Raw genomic sequence first — 18693 nt, forward strand, 5'->3', positions numbered from 1 at the left:
TACTCACAGGGCGTACAGCTCCGGGTTGATGCCGGTGCAGAACCCGGCGGTGAACAGCGAGACCAGCGCCCAGCCGACCATCAGCCCGATGCCAAGTCCTTTGGCCGTCGGGTTCTTCGACAGCAGCATCAGAGTGCCGCCGCCGAACGCGATGAAGGCCAACAACACCGCACCGCCTGCGAGGACCGCGTTGGCGCTGCCGCCGGCGCTGTCGGCACTCCCGGCGCCGATGAAGGCGGCGAACCCGATCACCAGGTTGAGTGCGGCGTACAGAAACGGGCCGAGAATCACCATGGGAACCGAGATGCGCTTTTGAGGTTGTGGCGGTGGGCCGTATGGATAGCCGGGCGGGTACGGATGTGCGGGGTAGCCCGGTGGCGGTGGCGGAGGTGGTGGAGGCGCGGACGGGTCACCGTGATATGCGGGCGGGATCCCTTGTGGCTCAAAGCTTTGTGGGCCGAACTCCGGCGGGCCTTCGCCGGGTGGGGGTGCGTCGTCAGGTGGGCCGGGCGGTGTCGTCATACGGGCACCTCCTGAGAGTGGGCTGGGTTGCGATAGTACCCGTGGCGGTAGCCGTACCACAGCCGAAAGCCCAGGATCAGCAACGACGGCAGCAGGAACCATTGCGGGCGGGTCAGATCCAGCCAGACGGTCTCGTTGGCCCGGACGAACTCGACGAAGAAGCGGAACACCGCATAGCCGGCGACGTAGAGCACGAACAGCTCACCGGGCCTGCCGACGCGGGGGCGTAGCCACAACAGCACGGCGAATGCGGTGAGCTGGAAGCCGATCTCGTAGAGAAACGACGGGTGCATGGCGGCGCCGGTGAGGCACCCCGGACACTCGGGGGTGTCCGCCGGTGCGTGGATGCCCCACGGCAGGGTGGTGGGGCGGCCGGGGGCTTCGGTGAGATGGCAGCCGATGCGACCGATCGCCATGCCGAGTGCGACGGCCGGGGCGAACAGGTCTCCGGTCTTTCCGCGATAACCGCCGAGTCGTTTGGCGACGAGCACCCCGAGGTAGGCGCCGAGCAGTCCACCGAGGATGCTGCGCGAACCGAACTGCCAGGCCTGCGCCAGCGTCGGATTGGCGCTGAAATCCAGGTGACGCACCCATCCGGTCAACCTCATCCCGATCGCGCCACCGATCAGCGCGCCGGCCGCGGCGACCACGGACTGCTCGTTGACCGCGCCGCGGCGGCGGGCCTCGACGACGAACACCAGCAACGCGGCGGACACCCCGAGGGCGACGAACAGGTTGTGCACCCCGACGCTCACGGGCCCCAGGTGCCACTGCGCAGTCACCTGCCGAACTTAACCCGCGGCCTGTTCACCCGGCCAGCGACAGTCCCGCGGCAACGGCGAAACCCAGCACGGCCGCCAGTCCGGCGTTCTCCTTGGCTTTCTCGGTGGCCTCCGGGATCATCGAGCCCACCAGCATCACCAGCAGGGCTCCGGCGGCGAAACCGTTGATGCCGCCCTGGAATTCCGCGCCGGCCACGTTCTGCAGCTGATAGCCGCCGACGGTTGCCAGCGCGCACAGCGCGGCGATGGCGGCCCAGCTGCCCACAATCCGGCGGGCCGGTTCACCCGCCGATTTCATGTCGCTGGCGGATCCGATGGACTCGGGCAGGTTCGACACGAAGATGGAGACCACCAGGGCCAGGCTGACGCCGGCTCCGGTCGCGATCCCGATGCCGAGTGCGGCCTGTTCGGGAATGCCGTCGAGCAGGGCGCCGAGCAGCAGGGGCAGCCCGGCGGTCTGGGTTCCCTTGCGGCCCAGTCGATCTACTGCCTTGTCGGCGAGATAGAACACGACGGCACCGACCGCGAGGCCGAGGGCCACGGCCCAGGCGCCGCTGGCCCGGAAGCCTTCCTCGGCGAGTTCGAAGGAGATGCTGGAGATCAGTGCCCCGGCGCCGAAACCGAGGACGAGGCCGACGAGGCGTTGATTCCAGTCCCGGACCACGCCGGCGATCGCGCCGATGAGCAGTGAGGATGCAGCGACCAGGCCCCAGGTCAGCGCGGTGAGCACGCCCGCAGCATAAGGCAGCGCGGGGTGGGAATCGGGGAGCCGCGGCGGGGAGGAAAGTGCCGGGGGAGAACGAGCGGAGAAGCGAGGCAGCACAAGATCGCACGACCGATCGGTGCGATCGATGGGGTTATGGCCCGATGATCAGGCGGCGTAGCGGTTTGGGGGTGGTGACCTGTCGCCGGTCGCCCGGACGACAGGCCACCGACGGCGTCAGCGCCGCGCGTTGCAGTTCGGGGGGTTTCCGCAGTGGTGGCCACCGTCGCAGGCATTGCAGCGACAGGTGCAGGATCCCTTGGTTGCCATGCGCATCGTTGTTCAACTCCTCACTGTTCGGGCACCGCCGGTATGGCCGGCAGCAAACTCCCGAGTTTGGGCGGACATCAACATATAACGATTTCACAATAGTTCGGGTCGACGCGAAAATAAAGGATTCCGGCAATGGCGCGAGTTTTGCCACGCGTCCTGTTTCGGGTCCGCGCACTCAAGTGAACAACGCGTGAAACTCTTTGTCTGCGGCGGATTTAGCGGCTCAGGCGGTGGTGTCGCGGGCGCCCAGTCGGAGATGCTCGATGTGGTAGATGGCTTCGTCGAGAAGTTGCGCCACGTGACTGTCGTAGAGCCGGTACACGATGTTCCGGCCGTACCTGTCGCCGGTCACCAGGCCCAGCGCCCGCAATAGCCGGAGCTGATTGGAGACCGCGGGCTGCTCCATGCCGACGGCCGCGGACAGTTCGGTGACCGAGCACGGCGATTCCCGCAACCGGGTCAGGATCAGCAATCGGTTGGGGGAGGCCAGCGCCTGAAGGGTCTCGGCAACTTTGGCCGCTGAAGCGGCGTCGAGCGACGCCGCCGGCGTCGCTCGCCCCTCCACTCCGTGGCCCATGGCATTCATTGAAACATGCGGCCCAAAACGTAGGTGATACATTTCAATCTCTACATGTATAAATATCTACGATGTGTGGACGAAGACGAGCGGGAGGCGCAGTCCATGACAGCTCTGTCGGCTGACCGGTTGCCGGTGCCCGACGGCGGTGCGGGGCCCGTGGTGGCGCGAGGGATCGGCACGTGGATCTGGTCGCTGGACTCGGTGCGCTGGGCCGTGGCGGCCCTGGTGTTGATGCTCTGCGGTGTGGCCGCACAGGTCGCCGATGCGCCACAACCGTTGTGGTGGACGCTGTATCTCGCGTGCTACCTCGCCGGCGGTTGGCAATCGGCGGTGTCCGGCGTGCAGGCGCTGCGCGACCGCACGCTGGATGTCGACCTGCTGATGATCCTGGCGGCGATCGGTGCGGCAGCCATCGGGCAGGTCTTCGACGGCGCGCTGCTGATCGTCATCTTCGCGACGTCAGGAGCGCTGGAGGACGTGGCCACCGCGCGTACCGAACGGTCGGTGCGCGGTCTGCTCGACCTGGCCCCTCCCGACGCGACGCTGCTCGCGGGCGACGGTTCCCAGCGCGTCGTCGCCGCGGAGTCGTTGCGGCCCGGAGACCGCATCCTCATCCGGCCGGGGGAACGGATCTCGGCCGACGGCACCGTGACCGGTGGCGCCTCCGACGTCGACCAGTCCTCGATCACCGGTGAACCGCTGCCGGTCGCCAAACAGGTGGGCGACGACGTCTTCGCCGGGACTCTCAACACCTCTGGGGCGCTGCAGGTCACGGTCACCCAGGACCCCTCGGGCACGGTGATGGCCCGGATCGTCGCCGCCGTCGCCGTGGCCTCGGCGACCAAGGCGGGCACACAGCTGTTCATCGAGAAGGTCGAGCAGCGCTACTCGGTGGTGGTGGTCGTCGCAACCCTGGCGCTGTTCGCGGTGCCGTTGGCGCTGGGTGCCGATCTGCGTTCAACTCTGCTGCGCGCCATGACTTTCATGATCGTGGCTTCGCCGTGCGCGGTCGTGCTCGCCACGATGCCGCCCTTGCTGTGCGCGATAGCCAACGCCAGCCGTCGCGGCGTGCTGGTGAAATCCGCGGTCGCCATGGAGCGGCTGGCCGACACGGACGTCGTCGTGCTCGACAAGACCGGGACGCTGACCACCGGCGCGCCACGGGTGTCGCGCATGGTGGCCCTCGGTGAGGTGGCGACCGATCGCGTTCTCGCAATCGCGGCTGCCGCAGAACAATTCAGTGAACATCCGATCGGGCGCGCGATCGTCGCCGAGGCGGCAGTCCGCGCCGTCCCGGTGCCTGAGGCCACCGGATTCTCCACGTGTGCGGGCCGCGGGGTCAGGGCAAGCGTCGGCGGGCGCCCGGTCGAGGTGCTCAGCCCCGCGGCGCACATGGGCCCGCCGATACCTGCGGTGGCCGAGATCGAGGTGACGGGGGCGACCGCCGTCGTCGTCACCATCGACGGTCAAGCGATCGGGGTGCTCGGGCTTCACGACCAGGCCCGTCCGGGCGCGGCCGCAGCCGTGCAGGCGCTGCGTGCCCTCACCGGTCGCTCGCCGGTGCTGCTCACCGGTGACAACCATGCGGCGGCAGCACAATTGGCCGGGCAGTTGGGCATCGAGGAGATGCGGGCCGGACTGCTGCCCGAAGACAAGGCCGCCGCGGTCCGGGAACTGGAATCCGGTGGGCGACGGGTTCTGATGGTGGGCGACGGGGTCAACGACGCACCGGCCATGGCGTCCGCCCATTCGTCGATGGCGATGGGGCGCAGCGGTGCCGATCTCACCGTCGACACCGCCGACGTCGTCACCGTCGGCGATGACCTCTCGGCGATCGCCTCGGTGGTCGCGCTGTCCAGGCGAGCCCGGCGCATGGTGATCGCCAATCTGGTCATCGCGGCCACCGCCATCACCGTGCTGGTGGCCTGGGACCTGTTCGGGCACTTGCCGTTACCTCTGGGGGTGGCCGGCCACGAGGGCTCGACGATTCTGGTCGCGCTCAACGGGTTGCGGCTGCTCAGGGGCGCAGGACGTCCTTGAGCGCGTCGAGCACGGCGGGATCCTCGATGGTGGAGGGCACAGGCTCGTCCAGGCCGTCGGCGATACCCCGCATGGTCTTGCGCAAAATCTTGCCCGAGCGGGTCTTCGGCAACGCCGAGACCACGTCGACCTTCTTGAAAACCGCCACCGCGCCGATGTTCTCCCGCACCCGGTCGACGAGTTCCTGGGTGATTCCCTCGGTCGAGGCCCCGGTCTTGAGCACGACGAAGCCGCGCGGCACCTGACCCTTGAGTTCGTCGGCAACCCCGATCACCGCGCACTCGGCCACCGAGGGGTGATCGGCCAGCACGGCCTCGATCGACCCGGTCGACAACCGGTGTCCGGCAACGTTGATCACGTCGTCGGTCCGGCCCATCACGAACAGGTAGCCGTCGGAGTCCACGTAGCCGCCGTCGCCGGTGAGGTAGTAGCCGGTGAATGCCGACAGATACGACGCGACATAGCGGTGGTCGTCGCCCCACAACGTCGGCAGCGTGCCCGGGGGCAGCGGCAGCTTGATGCAGATGGCGCCTTCCTCGCCGGCCTCGCACCGGGTGCCGTCCGAACGCAGGATCTGTACGTCGTATCCGGGCATCGGCACGGTGGCCGAACCGGGTTTGATCGGCAGGGGTTCGACACCCATCGGGTCGGCGGCGATGGCCCATCCGGTCTCGGTCTGCCACCAGTGGTCGACCACCGGGATGCCGAGTTTGTCGGCGGCCCAGTGATAGGTGTCAGGGTCGAGACGCTCGCCGGCCTGGAACAGGTATTTGAGCCCGGATAGGTCGTAGTCGGCCAGCCGGGTGGCGCCGGGATCTTCCTTCTTGATCGCGCGGATCGCGGTCGGGGCGGTGAACAACGCCTTGACGCCGTACTCGGCGGCCACCCGCCAGAACGCCCCCGCGTCGGGGGTGCCGATCGGTTTGCCTTCGTAGAGAACGGTTGTCGCGCCCAACAGCAATGGCGCGTAGACGATGTAGGAGTGGCCGACCACCCAGCCGACGTCGGAGGCCGCCCAGAACACGTCACCGGGCGCGACGTCGTAGATGTGGCGCATGCTCCACAGCAGGGCCACTGCGTGGCCGCCGTTGTCACGGACGATCCCCTTGGGTTTTCCGGTGGTACCCGAGGTGTAGAGCACGTACAGCGGATCGGTCGCGGCCACCGGCACCGGATAGACCGGCGCGGCGTCGGCCACCAGCTGCTGCCAGTCGTGATCGCGCCCGTCGACCAGTTCGCACGGACACTGCTCGCGCTGCAGGACGACGCAGGCCCGGGGCTTGTGCTCGGCGATCTCCAGCGCCGTGTCCAACATTGGCTTGTACTCGACGATGCGGGTCGGTTCGACGCCGCACGACGCGCTCACCACGACCACCGGGCGGGCGTCATCGATGCGGGTGGCCAGCTCGTGCGCGGCGAACCCGCCGAACACCACCGAGTGCACCGCGCCGAGCCGGGCGCAGGCCAGCATCGCGATGACGGCCTCGGGGACCATCGGCATGTAGATCACCACGAGATCGCCCTTGTTCACCCCGAGCCCGCGCAGGGCCCCGGCGAACCGGGCGGTGGCGTCGCGCAGCTCGCGGTAGGTGTAGGAGGCCTTGGTGCCGGTGACGGGGGAGTCGTAGATCAGCGCGGTCTGATCGCCCCGCTCGGCGACGTGACGGTCCAGGGCGTTGGCGCAGGTGTTGAGCTCGCCGTCGGGGAACCACCGGTAGAACGGCGGATTGGTGTCGTCGAGAATGCGCTGCGGCTCGGACGTCCAGGTCACCGCCTTGGCGGCGTCGGCCCAGAAGGTGGCCGGGTCGTCGAGGCTGGCTTCGAAGAGAGCACGGTACAGGGCACCATCATCTGACATACCGGCACCGTAGCGTGTCCGGCCAGTCGAAATCGCTGATTGTCGCTGGTCGGTGGCCTGCCCGCGACGGGTGGTCGCTCGTGCGCGGTCATCGGTCGGTACGCGCCGATTCGGGTAGCGCGGTACTCACGCCGACACGGGTGGCCCGGGTCAGGATTGCCGGGACGACGAGGAGCCGGCATGAGAGTCGACATCGATTACGACCCGTACAACGTCGAGATCACGCGCGACCCCTATCCGACCTACCGACGGTTGCGGGACGAGGCGCCGCTGTACTACAACGCGACCCACGATTTCTTCGCGGTGACCCGCTATGACGACGTCGAGCGGGCACTGATCGACCGCGACACGTTCATCTCCGGGCGGGGCAATGTCCTGGAGTTCATCAAGTCCGGTGTCGAGATGCCGCCCGGCATCGTCGTGGCCGAGGACCCGCCCAGCCACACCATCCACCGCACCCTGATGTCGCGGGTGTTCACCCCGCGGAAGGTGGCCGCGCTGGAACCGGCGATCCGGGCGTACTGCGCCGAGTACCTCGATCCGTTGGTCGGCACCGGCCGTTTCGATGTGATCGGTGAGTTCGCCGCACAGATGCCGATGCGGGTGATCAGCATGCTGATGGGTATTCCCGATGCCGACCAGATCGCGATCCGCGATATGAGCAATGCCAACATGCGCACCAAGGCCGGACGCGGCATGCGGATCAACGAACAGAACATGGCGTTGGGCGGCGCCTTCGCCGACTACATCGACTGGCGCGTCGAGCATCCCTCCGACGACATCATGACCGACCTGCTCAACGTCGAGTTCGAGGATCAGACCGGAACCCGGCGCCGGCTGACCCGGCGCGAACTGCTGACCTACGTGCACGTCATCGCCGGGGCAGGCAACGAGACCAGTGCGCGACTGATCGGATGGACCGTCAAGGTGCTCGCCGAGCATCCGGAGCAGCGTGGGGAACTGGTGCGTGACCGGTCGTTGGTGCCCAACGCGATCGAGGAGATCCTGCGGTTCGAGAACCCGGCTCCGCACGCGGCTCGCTCCCTGGCCGTCGATGCGCAGTGGCACGGGCAGACGGTGCCCGCCGGCAGTGCGTTGCTGATCGTGATGGCCGCGGCCAACCGCGACGAGCGCCGGTATCCCGAACCGGACCGCTTCGACATCCACCGCGACATCGGTATGCACCTGGCGTTCGGGCACGGTGCCCATTTCTGCCTGGGTGCCGCACTGGCCCGGATCGAGTCCCGCATCGCGCTCGACGAGATCCTCACCCGATTCCCGGACTGGGACGTGGATCTCGACGACGCCGCGCTGTCGCCCACCTCGACGGTGCGTGGTTGGGAGCGGCTGCCGATGCTGGTGGCGTGAAACCGCTACTCCTGGAAGCGGTACCCCATCCCCGCCTCGGTCAGCAGGTGTACCGGATGCGACGGATCGTCCTCGAGCTTGCGGCGCAGCTGCGCCAGATAGACCCGCAGATAGTGGGTTTCCTTGGCATAGGCGGGCCCCCACACCTCACGCAGCAGTTCTTCGCGGCCCACCAGCTTGCCGCGGTTGCGCACCAGCATCTCCAGCATGCCCCACTCGGTGGGTGTCAGATGCACCTCGTGGTTGTTCTTGGTCACCTTCTTGGCTGCGAGATCGACGGTGAACGACGAGGTTTCGATGACGGGCTCGTCCGTTTCGGATGCCGCCGCACCACGCCGCACCGCGGCGCGTAGCCGGGCCAGGAACTCGTCCATGCCGAAGGGTTTGGTGACGTAGTCATCGGCCCCGGCGTCGAGCGCCTCGACCTTGTCGGAGGAGTCGGTGCGGGCCGAGAGCACGATCACCGGTGCCGAGAGCCAACCGCGAAGGCCGGCCAGCACCTCGATGCCCGACATGTCGGGCAGCCCGAGGTCGAGCACGATCACGTCGGGCCGGTGGTCGGCAGCGGCCCGCAAGCCCTGGCCGCCGTCGGTGGCGGTGTCGACCTCGTAGCCGCGCACCGACAGGTTGATCCGCAGTGCCCGGAGGATCTGCGGCTCGTCGTCGATCACCAGGACGCGGGTCTTGGTGGCGTTGGTAGGTGTCATGCCGGTTCGTCCTTTGGCGGTGCAGCAAGATCGATTTCGACGGTCAGGCCACCCCCGGGGGTGTCGGTCGCCGAGATGGTCCCGCCCATGGCTTCGACGAATCCGCGGGCGACGGACAGGCCCAGCCCGACGCCGATGGTGGTGTTGTGGTCGCCGAGACGCTGGAACGGTGCGAAGAGTTGTTCCTCTGCGCCGCGCGGCATCCCGGGCCCTTCGTCGATCACCGCGATCAGCACCCGGTCGGCGATCTGCCCGGCGCTGACCCGGATGGGGCCGTCGGGCGCATACCGCAGGGCATTGTCGATCAGGTTGGCCAGCACCCGCTCGAGCAGCCCAGCGTCGGCCATCGCGACGGCGTCACCGACCTCGACCTTGACCCGGTCCAGGCCCTCGCGGGTGAATCCGGTGGCGCCCTTGCTGATTCCCAGCAGCGCCCGCTGCACCGTCTCCTCCAGGTAGACCCGGCGCAACTCGGGGCGCACCACCCCGGCCGACAGCCGCGACGAGTCCAGCAGGTTGCCGACCAGTGCCGTGAGCGCATCGACGGATTCTTCGATGGTGGCCAGGAGTTCAGCGGTGTCCTCGGCCGAGAAGCCGATGTCCTCACTGCGCAGGCTGCTGGCCGCCGCCTTGGCCGCCGCCAGCGGGGTGCGCAGGTCATGGCTGACCGCCGACAGCAGCGAGCGGCGCAGTTCATCGGCCTGTGCGATGGCGGCGGCCTTGCCGGCTTCCTCGGTGAGCTCGCGTTGTTTGACCAGTCCGGCAGCCTGTTTCGCGACGGCGCTGAGTACGCGACGATCCCGCGCGGCCAGTTTCCGTCCGGCCATCAGCAGCCAGAATTCGTCGTCGCCGACTTCGATGGCGGTGTCGGCGGTGTCCACCTCGGCGCACGGCTTCGTGCCGACGCACGCGACGATCTCGGCGGCTCCGTCGTGCTCCCGCAGCAGGCTCACCGCCCGTTGCGAGTACGTCTCGCGTAGCCGTTCCAGCAGGGTGGTGAGGTCGGCGCCGCGCAACACCGACCCGGCGAACAGGGTCAGCAGTTCGGCCTCCTGCGAGGCCTTCCGCGCTTCGCGGGCCCGGCTCGCCGCCCCGTCGACCAGTGCCGCGACCGCCACCGCGATCAACAGCAGCACGACGACGGTGACCGCGCTGTCGGGTTCGGAGATGGTGAAGGTGTGGCGCGGGTCGACCAGAAAGTAGTTCAGCAGCAGCCCGGACAATAGAGCGGACAGACCCGCGGGCGCCACACCACCGAGCAGCGCGACGATCAGCACGCCGATGAAGAACAGGGCGCTTTCGCCGCTGACGCCGAGGTAGGGGTCCAGCAGGGTCACGATCGCCAGGCAGATCGCCGACGGAACCACAAGGCTGGCAAGCCAGGACGCGATGTGGCGTTGCCGGGGCGTGGCCGTCGACCAGCCGAATCCGCGACGGGCCTGCTCATGGGTCACCATGTGGACGTCGATCTTGCCGGAGTGCTGCACCACCGCGGCGCCGATGCCCTCGTCGAACATCCGGGCCCAGCGGGACCGCCGCGACGTACCGAGCACCAGCTGGGTGGCGTTGCGCTCACGCGCGAAATCCAGGAGTGCGGCGGGTACGTCGTCGCCGACCACGGTGTGCAGGGTGGCCCCGAGGCTCACCGCGAGCTCCCGCACCTTGCCCATCTGCGGTGCCGAGACACCCGACAGTCCGTCCCCGCGAACGACATGCACCACCATCAGTTCCGCACTGGACTTCGAGGCGATGCGGGATGCCCTGCGCACCAGGGTTTCCGACTCGGCACCGCCGGTGACGGCGACCACCACCCGTTCGCGGGCTTCCCAGGTGTCGGTGATCTTGTTGTCGGCACGGTACTTGGCCAGAGCGGCGTCGACCTGGTCGGCCAGCCACAGCAGCGCGAGTTCTCGCAGCGCGGTGAGGTTTCCGCGCCGAAAGTAGTTCGACAGTGCGGCGTCGACCCGTTCCGGGGCGTACACGTTGCCGTGGGACAGCCTGCGGCGCAGCGCCTCCGGGGTGATGTCGACCAGCTCGATCTGGTCGGCGGCCCGGACCACCTCGTCGGGAACCTTCTCCTGCTGTTCGATTCCGGTGATCTGGGTGACCACGTCGTTGAGGCTTTCCAGGTGCTGGACGTTGACCGTCGAGATGACGGTGATGCCGGCGTCGAGCAGCTCCTCGACGTCCTGCCAGCGCTTGGGGTTCTTGCTACCCGGGGTGTTGGTGTGGGCGAGCTCGTCGACCAACACCACCTGCGGATTGCGGGCCAGCACCGCGGCCACGTCGAGTTCGGGAAAGCGACCGCCGCGGTACTCGACGTAGTGCGGCGGGATGATCTCGATGCCGTCGATCAGGTCGGCGGTTTTCTTGCGCCCGTGCGTTTCCACGACCGCGGCAACCACGTCGGTGCCGCGTTCGAGCCTGCGGTGCGCCTCGCCGAGCATCGCGAAGGTCTTGCCCACGCCGGGAGCTGCGCCCAGGTATATGCGCAGCTCACCGCGTTTGGTGGGGCTGGACGCCGGCGTATTCACAAGTCCATCATCCTCGTGCCTACAGCGAGTCGAGGGCGATGTTGAGTTCGAGCACGTTGACCCGTGGTTCACCGAAGAAGCCCAGGGTGCGTCCGTCGGTGTGCTGGGCCACCATGGAGCGCACCAGTTCGGGGTTGAGACCCCGAGCCTTGGCGACCCGGTTGACCTGCAGATCCGCGTAAGCCAACGAGATGTGCGGGTCCAGACCACTGCCGCTGGCGGTCACCGCGTCGGCCGGCACCGCAGGCTCGGCAGGCGCGCTGCCACGGATCGGCACGATCAGTCCGGCGGCGTAATCCTCGCCCGGCTTCGCGCATTCCACCCGCACGCCCTCATAGGCGTTGAGGAACGGCGTCGTCGTGGTGTCGCACGGCTCGTTGACGCTGACCACCTTGGTCGGGTGGATGACGTTTCCGCGGGCATCCCGTGGCCCGATCACCGACAGCACCGCACCGACACCGCCTCCGGTGCAGAACGGGCGGGCGCCGTCGACGCCGTCGAGCTCGCCGACCGCGGCGCTGCGTGAGCACACCAGGGTGAGCAGGCTCGGCTTGAATTCGGCCGGATTGTCGGCACCGCCGACGGGAGTGTCGACAACGCTTTCCGGCCCGAGGTTGCTCGCGCTGGTGGCCATCGGGTCGTAGCCGTCGCCGGCGGCCGACGGGCGGCTCTGGAAGTAGCGGGGCAGGGGATTGCCGTCGGCGTCGGTGAAGGACTGCCCGATCAGGCTGCTGCCCACCGGCTTTCCGTTCACCTCGATCAGCGATCCGTCGGCCTTGTCGCGCAGGCCGGGGAGCTGGGCGACCAGCCAGATGAAGACCGGGTAGCCGATGCCCAGGATCACGGTGAGCACGAGCAGGGCGCGCAGGGCGGCCGCGTGCTGGCGGAGCAGGTTGGAGAATTTCATGTCACATTCCCGGGAAGAGTTGGACGACGAGGTCGATCAGCTTGATACCGATGAACGGCGCGATGATGCCGCCGAGGCCGTAGACGTAGAGGTTGCGGCTCAACAGCTTGGACGCGCTGCTCGGGGTGTACCGGACACCCTTGAGCGCCAACGGGATCAGCGCAACGATGATGATCGCGTTGAAGATCACCGCGGACAGGATCGCCGATTGCGGGCTGTGCAGCCGCATGACGTTGAGCAGATCCAGGCCGGGGAACAGGGCCACGAACAACGCCGGAATGATCGCGAAGTACTTCGCGATGTCGTTGGCGATCGAGAACGTCGTCAGTGCTCCGCGGGTGATCAGCAACTGCTTGCCGATCTCGACGATCTCGATGAGCTTGGTCGGGTCGGAGTCGAGATCGACCATGTTGCCGGCCTCTTTGGCCGCCGAGGTGCCGCTGTTCATCGCGACACCGACATCGGCCTGGGCCAGGGCAGGGGCGTCGTTGGTGCCGTCACCGGTCATCGCGACCAGCTTGCCGCCGGCCTGCTCCTTCTTGATCAGCGCCATCTTGTCCTCGGGCGTGGCCTCGGCGAGGAAGTCGTCCACCCCGGCCTCGTCGGCGATGGCCTTGGCGGTCAACGGATTGTCTCCGGTGATCATCACCGTGCGGATGCCCATGCGGCGCATCTCGTCGAAGCGTTCCCGCATGCCCTGCTTGACAACGTCCTTGAGGTGGATGACGCCGAGTACCTCGGCTTTGCCGTCGACGACGTGACCGACTGCCAGCGGAGTGCCACCGGCTGCGGAGATCCCGTCGACGATGTCGCCGAGCTGGGTCGGCACCCTGCCGCCTTCGGAGCGGATCCATTCGGCGACCGCACCCGTGGCGCCCTTGCGCAGGCGATGGTCCCCGGACAGGTCGACACCGGACATCCGGGTGTTGGCGCTGAACTCGACCCAGTGCGCCTGGTCGAGTTCGCCGGGTGTGCGGCCACGTAACCCGTACTCCTGCTTGGCGAACACCACGATCGAGCGACCCTCGGGGGTCTCGTCGGCCAGGCTGGACAGCTGCGCCGCATCGGCGAGCCGCTCGGGCGTGACACCGGACAGCGGCACGAACGCGGCGGCCTGGCGGTTGCCGAGCGTGATGGTTCCGGTCTTGTCGAGCAGCAGGGTGTTGACGTCACCGGCGGCCTCGACGGCGCGGCCGGACATGGCCAGCACGTTGCGCTGCACCAGCCGGTCCATGCCCGCGATGCCGATCGCCGAGAGCAGGGCGCCGATGGTGGTGGGGATCAGGCACACCAGCAGCGACACCATGACGATGCCCGAGATGCCGTTTCCGTTGAGCGCCAGGGTGTCTGCGACGCCCGGGTTGTTGGCCTTGGAGAAGATGGCCAGCGGCTGCAGGGTGGCGACGGCGAAGACGAAGATGATCGTCAACGACGCCAGCAGGATGTTGAGCGCGATCTCGTTGGGGGTCTTCTGCCGGTTGGCGCCCTCGACGAGGTTGATCATCCGGTCGATGAAGCTCTCCCCGGGCTTCTGGGTGATCTGCACGACGATGCGGTCGGACAGCACAGTGGTGCCGCCGGTGACGGCGCTGCGGTCGCCACCGGATTCCCGGATGACGGGTGCCGATTCACCGGTGATCGCCGACTCGTCCACCGAGGCAATGCCTTCCACGACATCGCCGTCGCCGGGGATGACCTGGCCGGCTTCGACCACGACGACGTCACCCTGCTGCAGCAGCGGAGCGGCGACCTCTTCTTCGGCACCGGAGTCGGTCAGGCGCCGCGCCATGGTGGAGGTCTTGGTTTTTCGCAGCGACTCGGCCTGGGCCTTGCCGCGGCCCTCGGCGACGGCCTCGGCCAGGTTGGCGAAGATCACCGTCAGCCAGAGCCAGAGGACGATCAGCCCGGAGAACCACGACGGGTTGAGGACCGCCAGGACGGTGCTCCAGACCGCGCCGATCTCGACGATGAACATCACCGGGTTGCGCCACAGCGTGCGCGGGTCGAGCTTGCGCAGCGCGTCGGGCGTGGACTTCCACAGCATCTTCGGGTCCAGCAGGCCGCCCTTGATTCGCTTGGAACTGTTGGGTTTCGGCTGCGCGGACGACGGTGAAGCGAGGGTAGTTACTGACATTTCAGTGGATTCCTTCAGCAAGGGGCCCGAGCGCGAGCATGGGCAAGAAGGTGAGGGCGACCAGGATCAGCGTGACGCCGGCGACCATGCCGACGAACTGGGGTCGATGGGTGGGCAGCGTGCCGATGGACTCGGGTGTCTTGCCCTGTCTGGCCAGTGATCCGGCCAGCGCCAGCACGAAGATGATCGGCAGGAACCGGCCGAACACCATCGCCAGTCCGAGGGCGGTGTTGTACCACTCGGTGTTGACGCTGATGCCGGCGAAGGCCGAACCGTTGTTGTTGGCGGCCGAGGTGAAGGCGTACAACACTTCCGACAGGCCGTGCGGTCCGGTGTTGAGCATGCCCGCCCGTTGACCGGGCATGGCCATTGCCACCGCTGTGCCGGTCAGCACCAGCAACGGCGTGATCAGGAAATACGTTGCGGCGAGCTTGATCTCCCGCGGGGTGATCTTCTTGCCCAGGTATTCCGGGGTGCGCCCGACCATGAGGCCCGCGACGAACACCGTGATGATCGCCAGCACCAACATGCCGTAGAGGCCGGAGCCGACGCCGCCGGGAGCCACCTCGCCGAGCTGCATGTTGAACATGGTGATCAGGCCGCCGAGGCTGGTGTAGGAGTCGTGGAACGAATCCACCGCACCGGTCGAGGTCAATGTCGTCGCGTCCGCGAACACCGCCGAGTTGGCGATGCCGAACCGCTGCTCGACACCTTCCATCGCGGCGCCGGTGGCGGTGGGGACGGTGCCATGAGCCTGCAGCTGGAACAGCATCATCAGGCTGACGCTGATCGTCGCGATCACGGCCATCGCGGCGGCGATCGCATAGCCCTGCTTCACGCTGCCGACCATGCGGCCGAACGTCCGCGGCAGCGAGAACGGGATCATCAGGATCAGGAAGATCTCCACCCAGTTGGTCCAGGTGGTGGGGTTCTCGAACGGGTGCGCGGAGTTGGCGTTGTAGAAGCCGCCGCCGTTGGTGCCGAGCAGCTTGATGACTTCCTGGCTGGCCACCGGGCCGCCCGGGATGGTCTGGGTGCCGCCGACGAGCGTGTTGACCACCTCGCTGTGCAGCGCGAAGTTCTGGATTGCTCCGCCGCCGATCAGGATCAGCGCGCCGACGATCGAAATGGGCAGCAGGATACGGAGATTGCCGCGCACCAGGTCGACCCAGAAATTGCCGAGGTCGCCGGTGTTGCGCCGGACCAGGCCGCGGACGAAGGCCATCGCCACGGCCATGCCGACGGCGGCCGACACGAAGTTCTGCACGGCCAGGCCGGCCATCTGCACCAGGTGGCCCTGGGTGGATTCACCCGAGTACGCCTGCCAGTTCGTGTTGGTCACAAAGCTGATGGCGGTGTTCCAGGCCAACGCGGGCGTCATGGGGGTGCCCGGATCGTTCAGATGCAGCGGCAGCTTGCCCTGCACCAGCTGCAGGATGAACAGGAACAGGACGCTGATCGCGGAGAAGGCCAGCACGCTGCGGGCATAGGCGCCCCAGGTCTGCTCGGCCTTCGGGTCGGCGCCGATCAGGCGGTAGATGACGCGTTCGGCACGTGAGTGCTTCTCGGTCGTGTACACGCGGTACATGTAGTCGCCGAGCGGCACGTGCACGGCCGCCACCGCGGCGATGAGAACGACGAGGAAAACGATCCCCGCGGTTGTAGTAGTCACTAGAACCTTTCCGGAAACAGCAGCGCCGCGAAGAGAAACAGCGCGATGAGAATCGCCAGGCCCAGGCCGACGACGTTTTCGTAGCTCACAGTCCCTCGACCAACTTCTGCACCAGGCCCAGCAGCGCAAAGATCGCCACTGTCAGCACGATGAAGACCACTACGGACATGGGTTCTCCAACACGTATTCGGGCCGCCGGATCTCGGCGACTGATCAAGGGTGCGTCTGCAGTCGCGCGACAGTCGCGATCTTGACGTCTTCCTTACGCCCCGTCGGCGGTCCTTTACGGAATCTTTCTGGTGAAGTCCGGCTGCCGATTTCGCCCGAGTCGGGTCCGTTTACGGGCAGTAAAGACGGCGCCAAATCAGGCGCTGCGAGCGTCAAGAGACCGCAAGGATCCTGGCCATGCGAACTGCGCGGGCTCAATCCTCGATGTAGGCGCTGGGCATCCCGCCGAGGCGCACTGAGGGAAAAGGTCTGCTGACAGTGTCGATCAGTACGGCGTCCATTCGTACCGCGTTCATGAGCACCATGTCCACACCGGCAACGGCTTGTCCTCCTGAGCAGGAGGCCATGCGACGCTGCGCCACGTGGTGCCGCTCGCTCGACCCGGTGGAACTGGCGCTGCCCGCCAGGGCACTGCGGGACAACAGTGTGGCCAGATGGGCCCGTGATCACGGGTTGGCCGTCGAGGTGCGCAGCAACGCAGATCTTGCGGCCGCGATCGGCTCCGGTATCCATCCGATGCGTCTGATGGTGCATGCCGCCGGGTTCAGTGGTGACGAGCTGGTGTTCTGTAGCGCCAATCTCGGGGTGGGCCGCGTGGTGACCAACAGCGTCGAGCAGGTCCACCTACTGGCGTCCTGTGCCGTGCGGCACCGTCGGCAACGGGTGATCCTCGGTCCGACGGCTGCCGACGCGGTGACCGCGGTCCTGACCGGGCCTCGGCTTGATCTCGTCGGCTTGTATCGCGAAATCGGTTCGGGTGAAGACTGTTTCACAAAGTTTCCGGAAACGGTCGGTGACCTGATCTCGGACATGGCCGATATCCGCCGGAGGCACGCCGTGGTGCTCACCCGGGTGTGGATCGGCGGCGGCGGGTTGGATTTCGACGCCGGCCCCAGCGATCTTTCCGGGCTCGGTCAGGCGATCGAGATGACAGTCGATGACGCATGCGCGACGCTGCGGTTCCCGCGGCCGGTGGTGGCGGTGTCGGCCGGGCCGGGCGGGCCCCGTTGGACCGGAACCGGAAAGCCCTGTACAGCGCCCCCGGAGCGGACATAAATTGAGCCGTGGGCTCTAAACGGCCCCAGAGCCGGCACCACGTCCAGCCAGCGCCGCAAAGGGCGCTGAGAGTCCTCGTTGTCGGCGCCGGGGTCGGTGGTATCTCCATCGCCCGGGGATTGCTGCGGGACGGCCATGACGTCACGGTGTTCGAGCAGCGTCCCGAGGTGCGGGCCGGCGGCGGCGCCGTCACGATCTGGTCCAACGGCGAAACGGTGCTGCGGCAGCTCGGCGTAAACATGACCGGCGCCGGCCAGGAGCTGGCCACCGTGCGGGTGGTGACATCGACGGGACGCCCGATGACCACCCTGGACGTGACGGCGATCGTGAGCCGGATGGGAGCGCCGGTCCGGATGGTGCCACGCCGGATTCTGCTCGAACGGCTGCTGGAAGGCTTTCCGGCGGAGCGGATTCGGTGTCACATGCAGGTGGTGGGTATCGCCAACGGCAGCAACGGGGTTCGCGTCGACTTCGCCGACGGCAGCTGTGCGGACGGCGATCTGGTGATCGGCGCGGACGGCCTGCATTCCAGGATTCGCGAGATCGCGGGCGCGCAGCAGGCGCAGCCCACGGGCTGGTGCAGCTGGCAAGGACTGGCCGCCCTTCCGGAGGAGGCCGATCGGCACGTCGCCTTCGTCATCGTCGGGGAGCACGGCAACCTCGGTCTGTGGCCCGCCGGGGACACCGAGGTGCAGTGGTGGTTCGACCTGCCGTGGTCACCAGACTTCGTCAGGCCAGAACGCCCGATCGAGGTGATCCGGGCCAGTTTCACCGGATGGTCCGAGCTCGTCGATCAGGTACTTGCCACGCTGACCGACGATGACCTGGCGCGTTCGCCCTATCCGCATTTCCGCCACCCCGTCCCGGGCCCGGGCCAGGGCGCGGTGACGCTGCTGGGCGATGCCGCGCACACGATGCCGCCGACCCTCGCGCAAGGAACCAACCAGGCGCTGCTCGACACGATGGTGTTGTGCAAGGCAATCGGGGATTTCCGCCATGGCGCCAACGGCGATCTGCCCGCAGCGCTGCGGTGGTACGAGAAGACCCGTCGCCGCCGGGTCGCCGCGGTGTCCCGGGTGGCCTCGCTGCAGGTCTCCCACGGCGAGGCCGTGCTGCGGCCGGCCGCGATGGTCCCGGACCGGATGATGACATGGGTGTTGTCGACGTTCCTACGGACGGTGAGCCACCGCCGGATGGCTGCGTCCATCAGCCGGGATCTCGCGGCGACGACCGCAGGCAGTGATGAACATGCCCGCTGATGCCGTCCGG

General features: G+C 67.6%; 15 protein-coding genes. 4 read left to right on the forward strand and 11 right to left on the reverse strand.

The genetic code is table 11. The annotated features are described in order from the left end of the window. Window positions 1-3: 3 nt before the first annotated feature. The 4 genes from ACNQR1_RS10145 to ACNQR1_RS10160 form a co-directional block, all read right to left on the reverse strand. Window positions 4-522: a hypothetical protein gene (locus tag ACNQR1_RS10145; protein WP_418045732.1), complete on the reverse strand. Its 519-nt coding sequence runs from the start codon at window positions 520-522 to the stop codon at window positions 4-6. Further along, complete coding sequence (locus tag ACNQR1_RS10150) at window positions 519-1304, reverse strand: prolipoprotein diacylglyceryl transferase (protein ID WP_418045734.1); 786 nt, start codon at window positions 1302-1304, stop codon at window positions 519-521. The genes ACNQR1_RS10145 and ACNQR1_RS10150 overlap by 4 nt, the downstream gene beginning before the upstream one ends. Window positions 1305-1329: 25 nt before the next feature. Continuing rightward, on the reverse strand, window positions 1330-2034 hold the full coding sequence (locus tag ACNQR1_RS10155; RefSeq protein WP_418045736.1) for a ZIP family metal transporter: 705 nt from the start codon (window positions 2032-2034) through the stop codon (window positions 1330-1332). A gap of 529 nt (window positions 2035-2563) precedes the next feature. Then, window positions 2564-2917 (reverse strand): ArsR/SmtB family transcription factor, encoded by a 354-nt coding sequence (locus ACNQR1_RS10160; protein WP_044521695.1) that lies wholly within the window; start codon window positions 2915-2917, stop codon window positions 2564-2566. 105 nt (window positions 2918-3022) lie between these two features. Here ACNQR1_RS10160 and ACNQR1_RS10165 point away from each other — a divergent pair, with 105 nt between their 5' ends. Further along, window positions 3023-4960, forward strand: coding sequence for a heavy metal translocating P-type ATPase (locus tag ACNQR1_RS10165; protein WP_418045738.1), 1938 nt, complete (start codon window positions 3023-3025; stop codon window positions 4958-4960). Here ACNQR1_RS10165 and ACNQR1_RS10170 read toward each other — a convergent pair. Next, entirely contained in the window at window positions 4938-6818 is a 1881-nt protein-coding gene (locus ACNQR1_RS10170; RefSeq protein ID WP_418045740.1) for a propionyl-CoA synthetase, read from the reverse strand. The two genes, ACNQR1_RS10165 and ACNQR1_RS10170, sit on opposite strands and share 23 nt — an antisense overlap. Before the next feature lie 180 nt (window positions 6819-6998). On the opposite strand from ACNQR1_RS10170, the gene ACNQR1_RS10175 reads away from it, so the two are divergent. Continuing rightward, window positions 6999-8186: a cytochrome P450 gene (locus ACNQR1_RS10175; RefSeq protein ID WP_418045742.1), complete on the forward strand. Its 1188-nt coding sequence runs from the start codon at window positions 6999-7001 to the stop codon at window positions 8184-8186. A gap of 5 nt (window positions 8187-8191) precedes the next feature. Here the strand turns inward: ACNQR1_RS10175 and ACNQR1_RS10180 are convergent, their stop codons facing one another. Genes ACNQR1_RS10180 through ACNQR1_RS10205 form a run of 6 tightly spaced genes read right to left on the reverse strand, consistent with a single transcriptional unit; the run spans window position 8192 to window position 16229 of the window. Then, window positions 8192-8893, reverse strand: coding sequence for a response regulator (locus ACNQR1_RS10180; protein WP_418045744.1), 702 nt, complete (start codon window positions 8891-8893; stop codon window positions 8192-8194). Beyond that, a complete protein-coding gene (locus tag ACNQR1_RS10185) occupies window positions 8890-11427 on the reverse strand; it encodes an ATP-binding protein (RefSeq protein ID WP_418045746.1) in 2538 nt (845 codons plus the stop codon). The genes ACNQR1_RS10180 and ACNQR1_RS10185 overlap by 4 nt, the downstream gene beginning before the upstream one ends. A gap of 19 nt (window positions 11428-11446) precedes the next feature. After that, the gene (locus ACNQR1_RS10190; RefSeq protein ID WP_418045748.1) at window positions 11447-12334 is read right to left on the reverse strand and encodes a potassium-transporting ATPase subunit C; all 888 of its coding nucleotides are present in this window, start codon (window positions 12332-12334) and stop codon (window positions 11447-11449) included. 1 nt (window position 12335) lies between these two features. Further along, entirely contained in the window at window positions 12336-14468 is a 2133-nt protein-coding gene (gene kdpB, locus ACNQR1_RS10195) for a potassium-transporting ATPase subunit KdpB (protein WP_418045750.1), read from the reverse strand. Window position 14469: 1 nt separating this feature from the next. After that, entirely contained in the window at window positions 14470-16140 is a 1671-nt protein-coding gene (gene kdpA, locus ACNQR1_RS10200; protein WP_418045752.1) for a potassium-transporting ATPase subunit KdpA, read from the reverse strand. Continuing rightward, window positions 16140-16229 carry a potassium-transporting ATPase subunit F gene (locus ACNQR1_RS10205; RefSeq protein WP_019347277.1) on the reverse strand — a complete coding sequence of 30 codons (90 nt, stop codon included), beginning with the start codon at window positions 16227-16229 and terminating at the stop codon, window positions 16140-16142. Before ACNQR1_RS10205 ends, kdpA begins: the two co-directional genes overlap by 1 nt. 397 nt (window positions 16230-16626) lie before the next feature. On the opposite strand from ACNQR1_RS10205, the gene ACNQR1_RS10210 reads away from it, so the two are divergent. Together ACNQR1_RS10210 and ACNQR1_RS10215 are read left to right on the forward strand one after the other, a co-directional pair. After that, window positions 16627-17424 (forward strand): LysA protein, encoded by a 798-nt coding sequence (locus tag ACNQR1_RS10210; protein ID WP_418045754.1) that lies wholly within the window; start codon window positions 16627-16629, stop codon window positions 17422-17424. Between the two features lie 8 nt (window positions 17425-17432). Next, complete coding sequence (locus tag ACNQR1_RS10215) at window positions 17433-18683, forward strand: FAD-dependent oxidoreductase (RefSeq protein ID WP_418045756.1); 1251 nt, start codon at window positions 17433-17435, stop codon at window positions 18681-18683. The last annotated feature ends 10 nt before the right edge of the window (window positions 18684-18693 follow it).

The sequence above is a fragment of the Mycobacterium sp. 48b genome, from assembly GCF_048282725.1.
In the GTDB taxonomy this organism is placed as follows: domain Bacteria; phylum Actinomycetota; class Actinomycetes; order Mycobacteriales; family Mycobacteriaceae; genus Mycobacterium.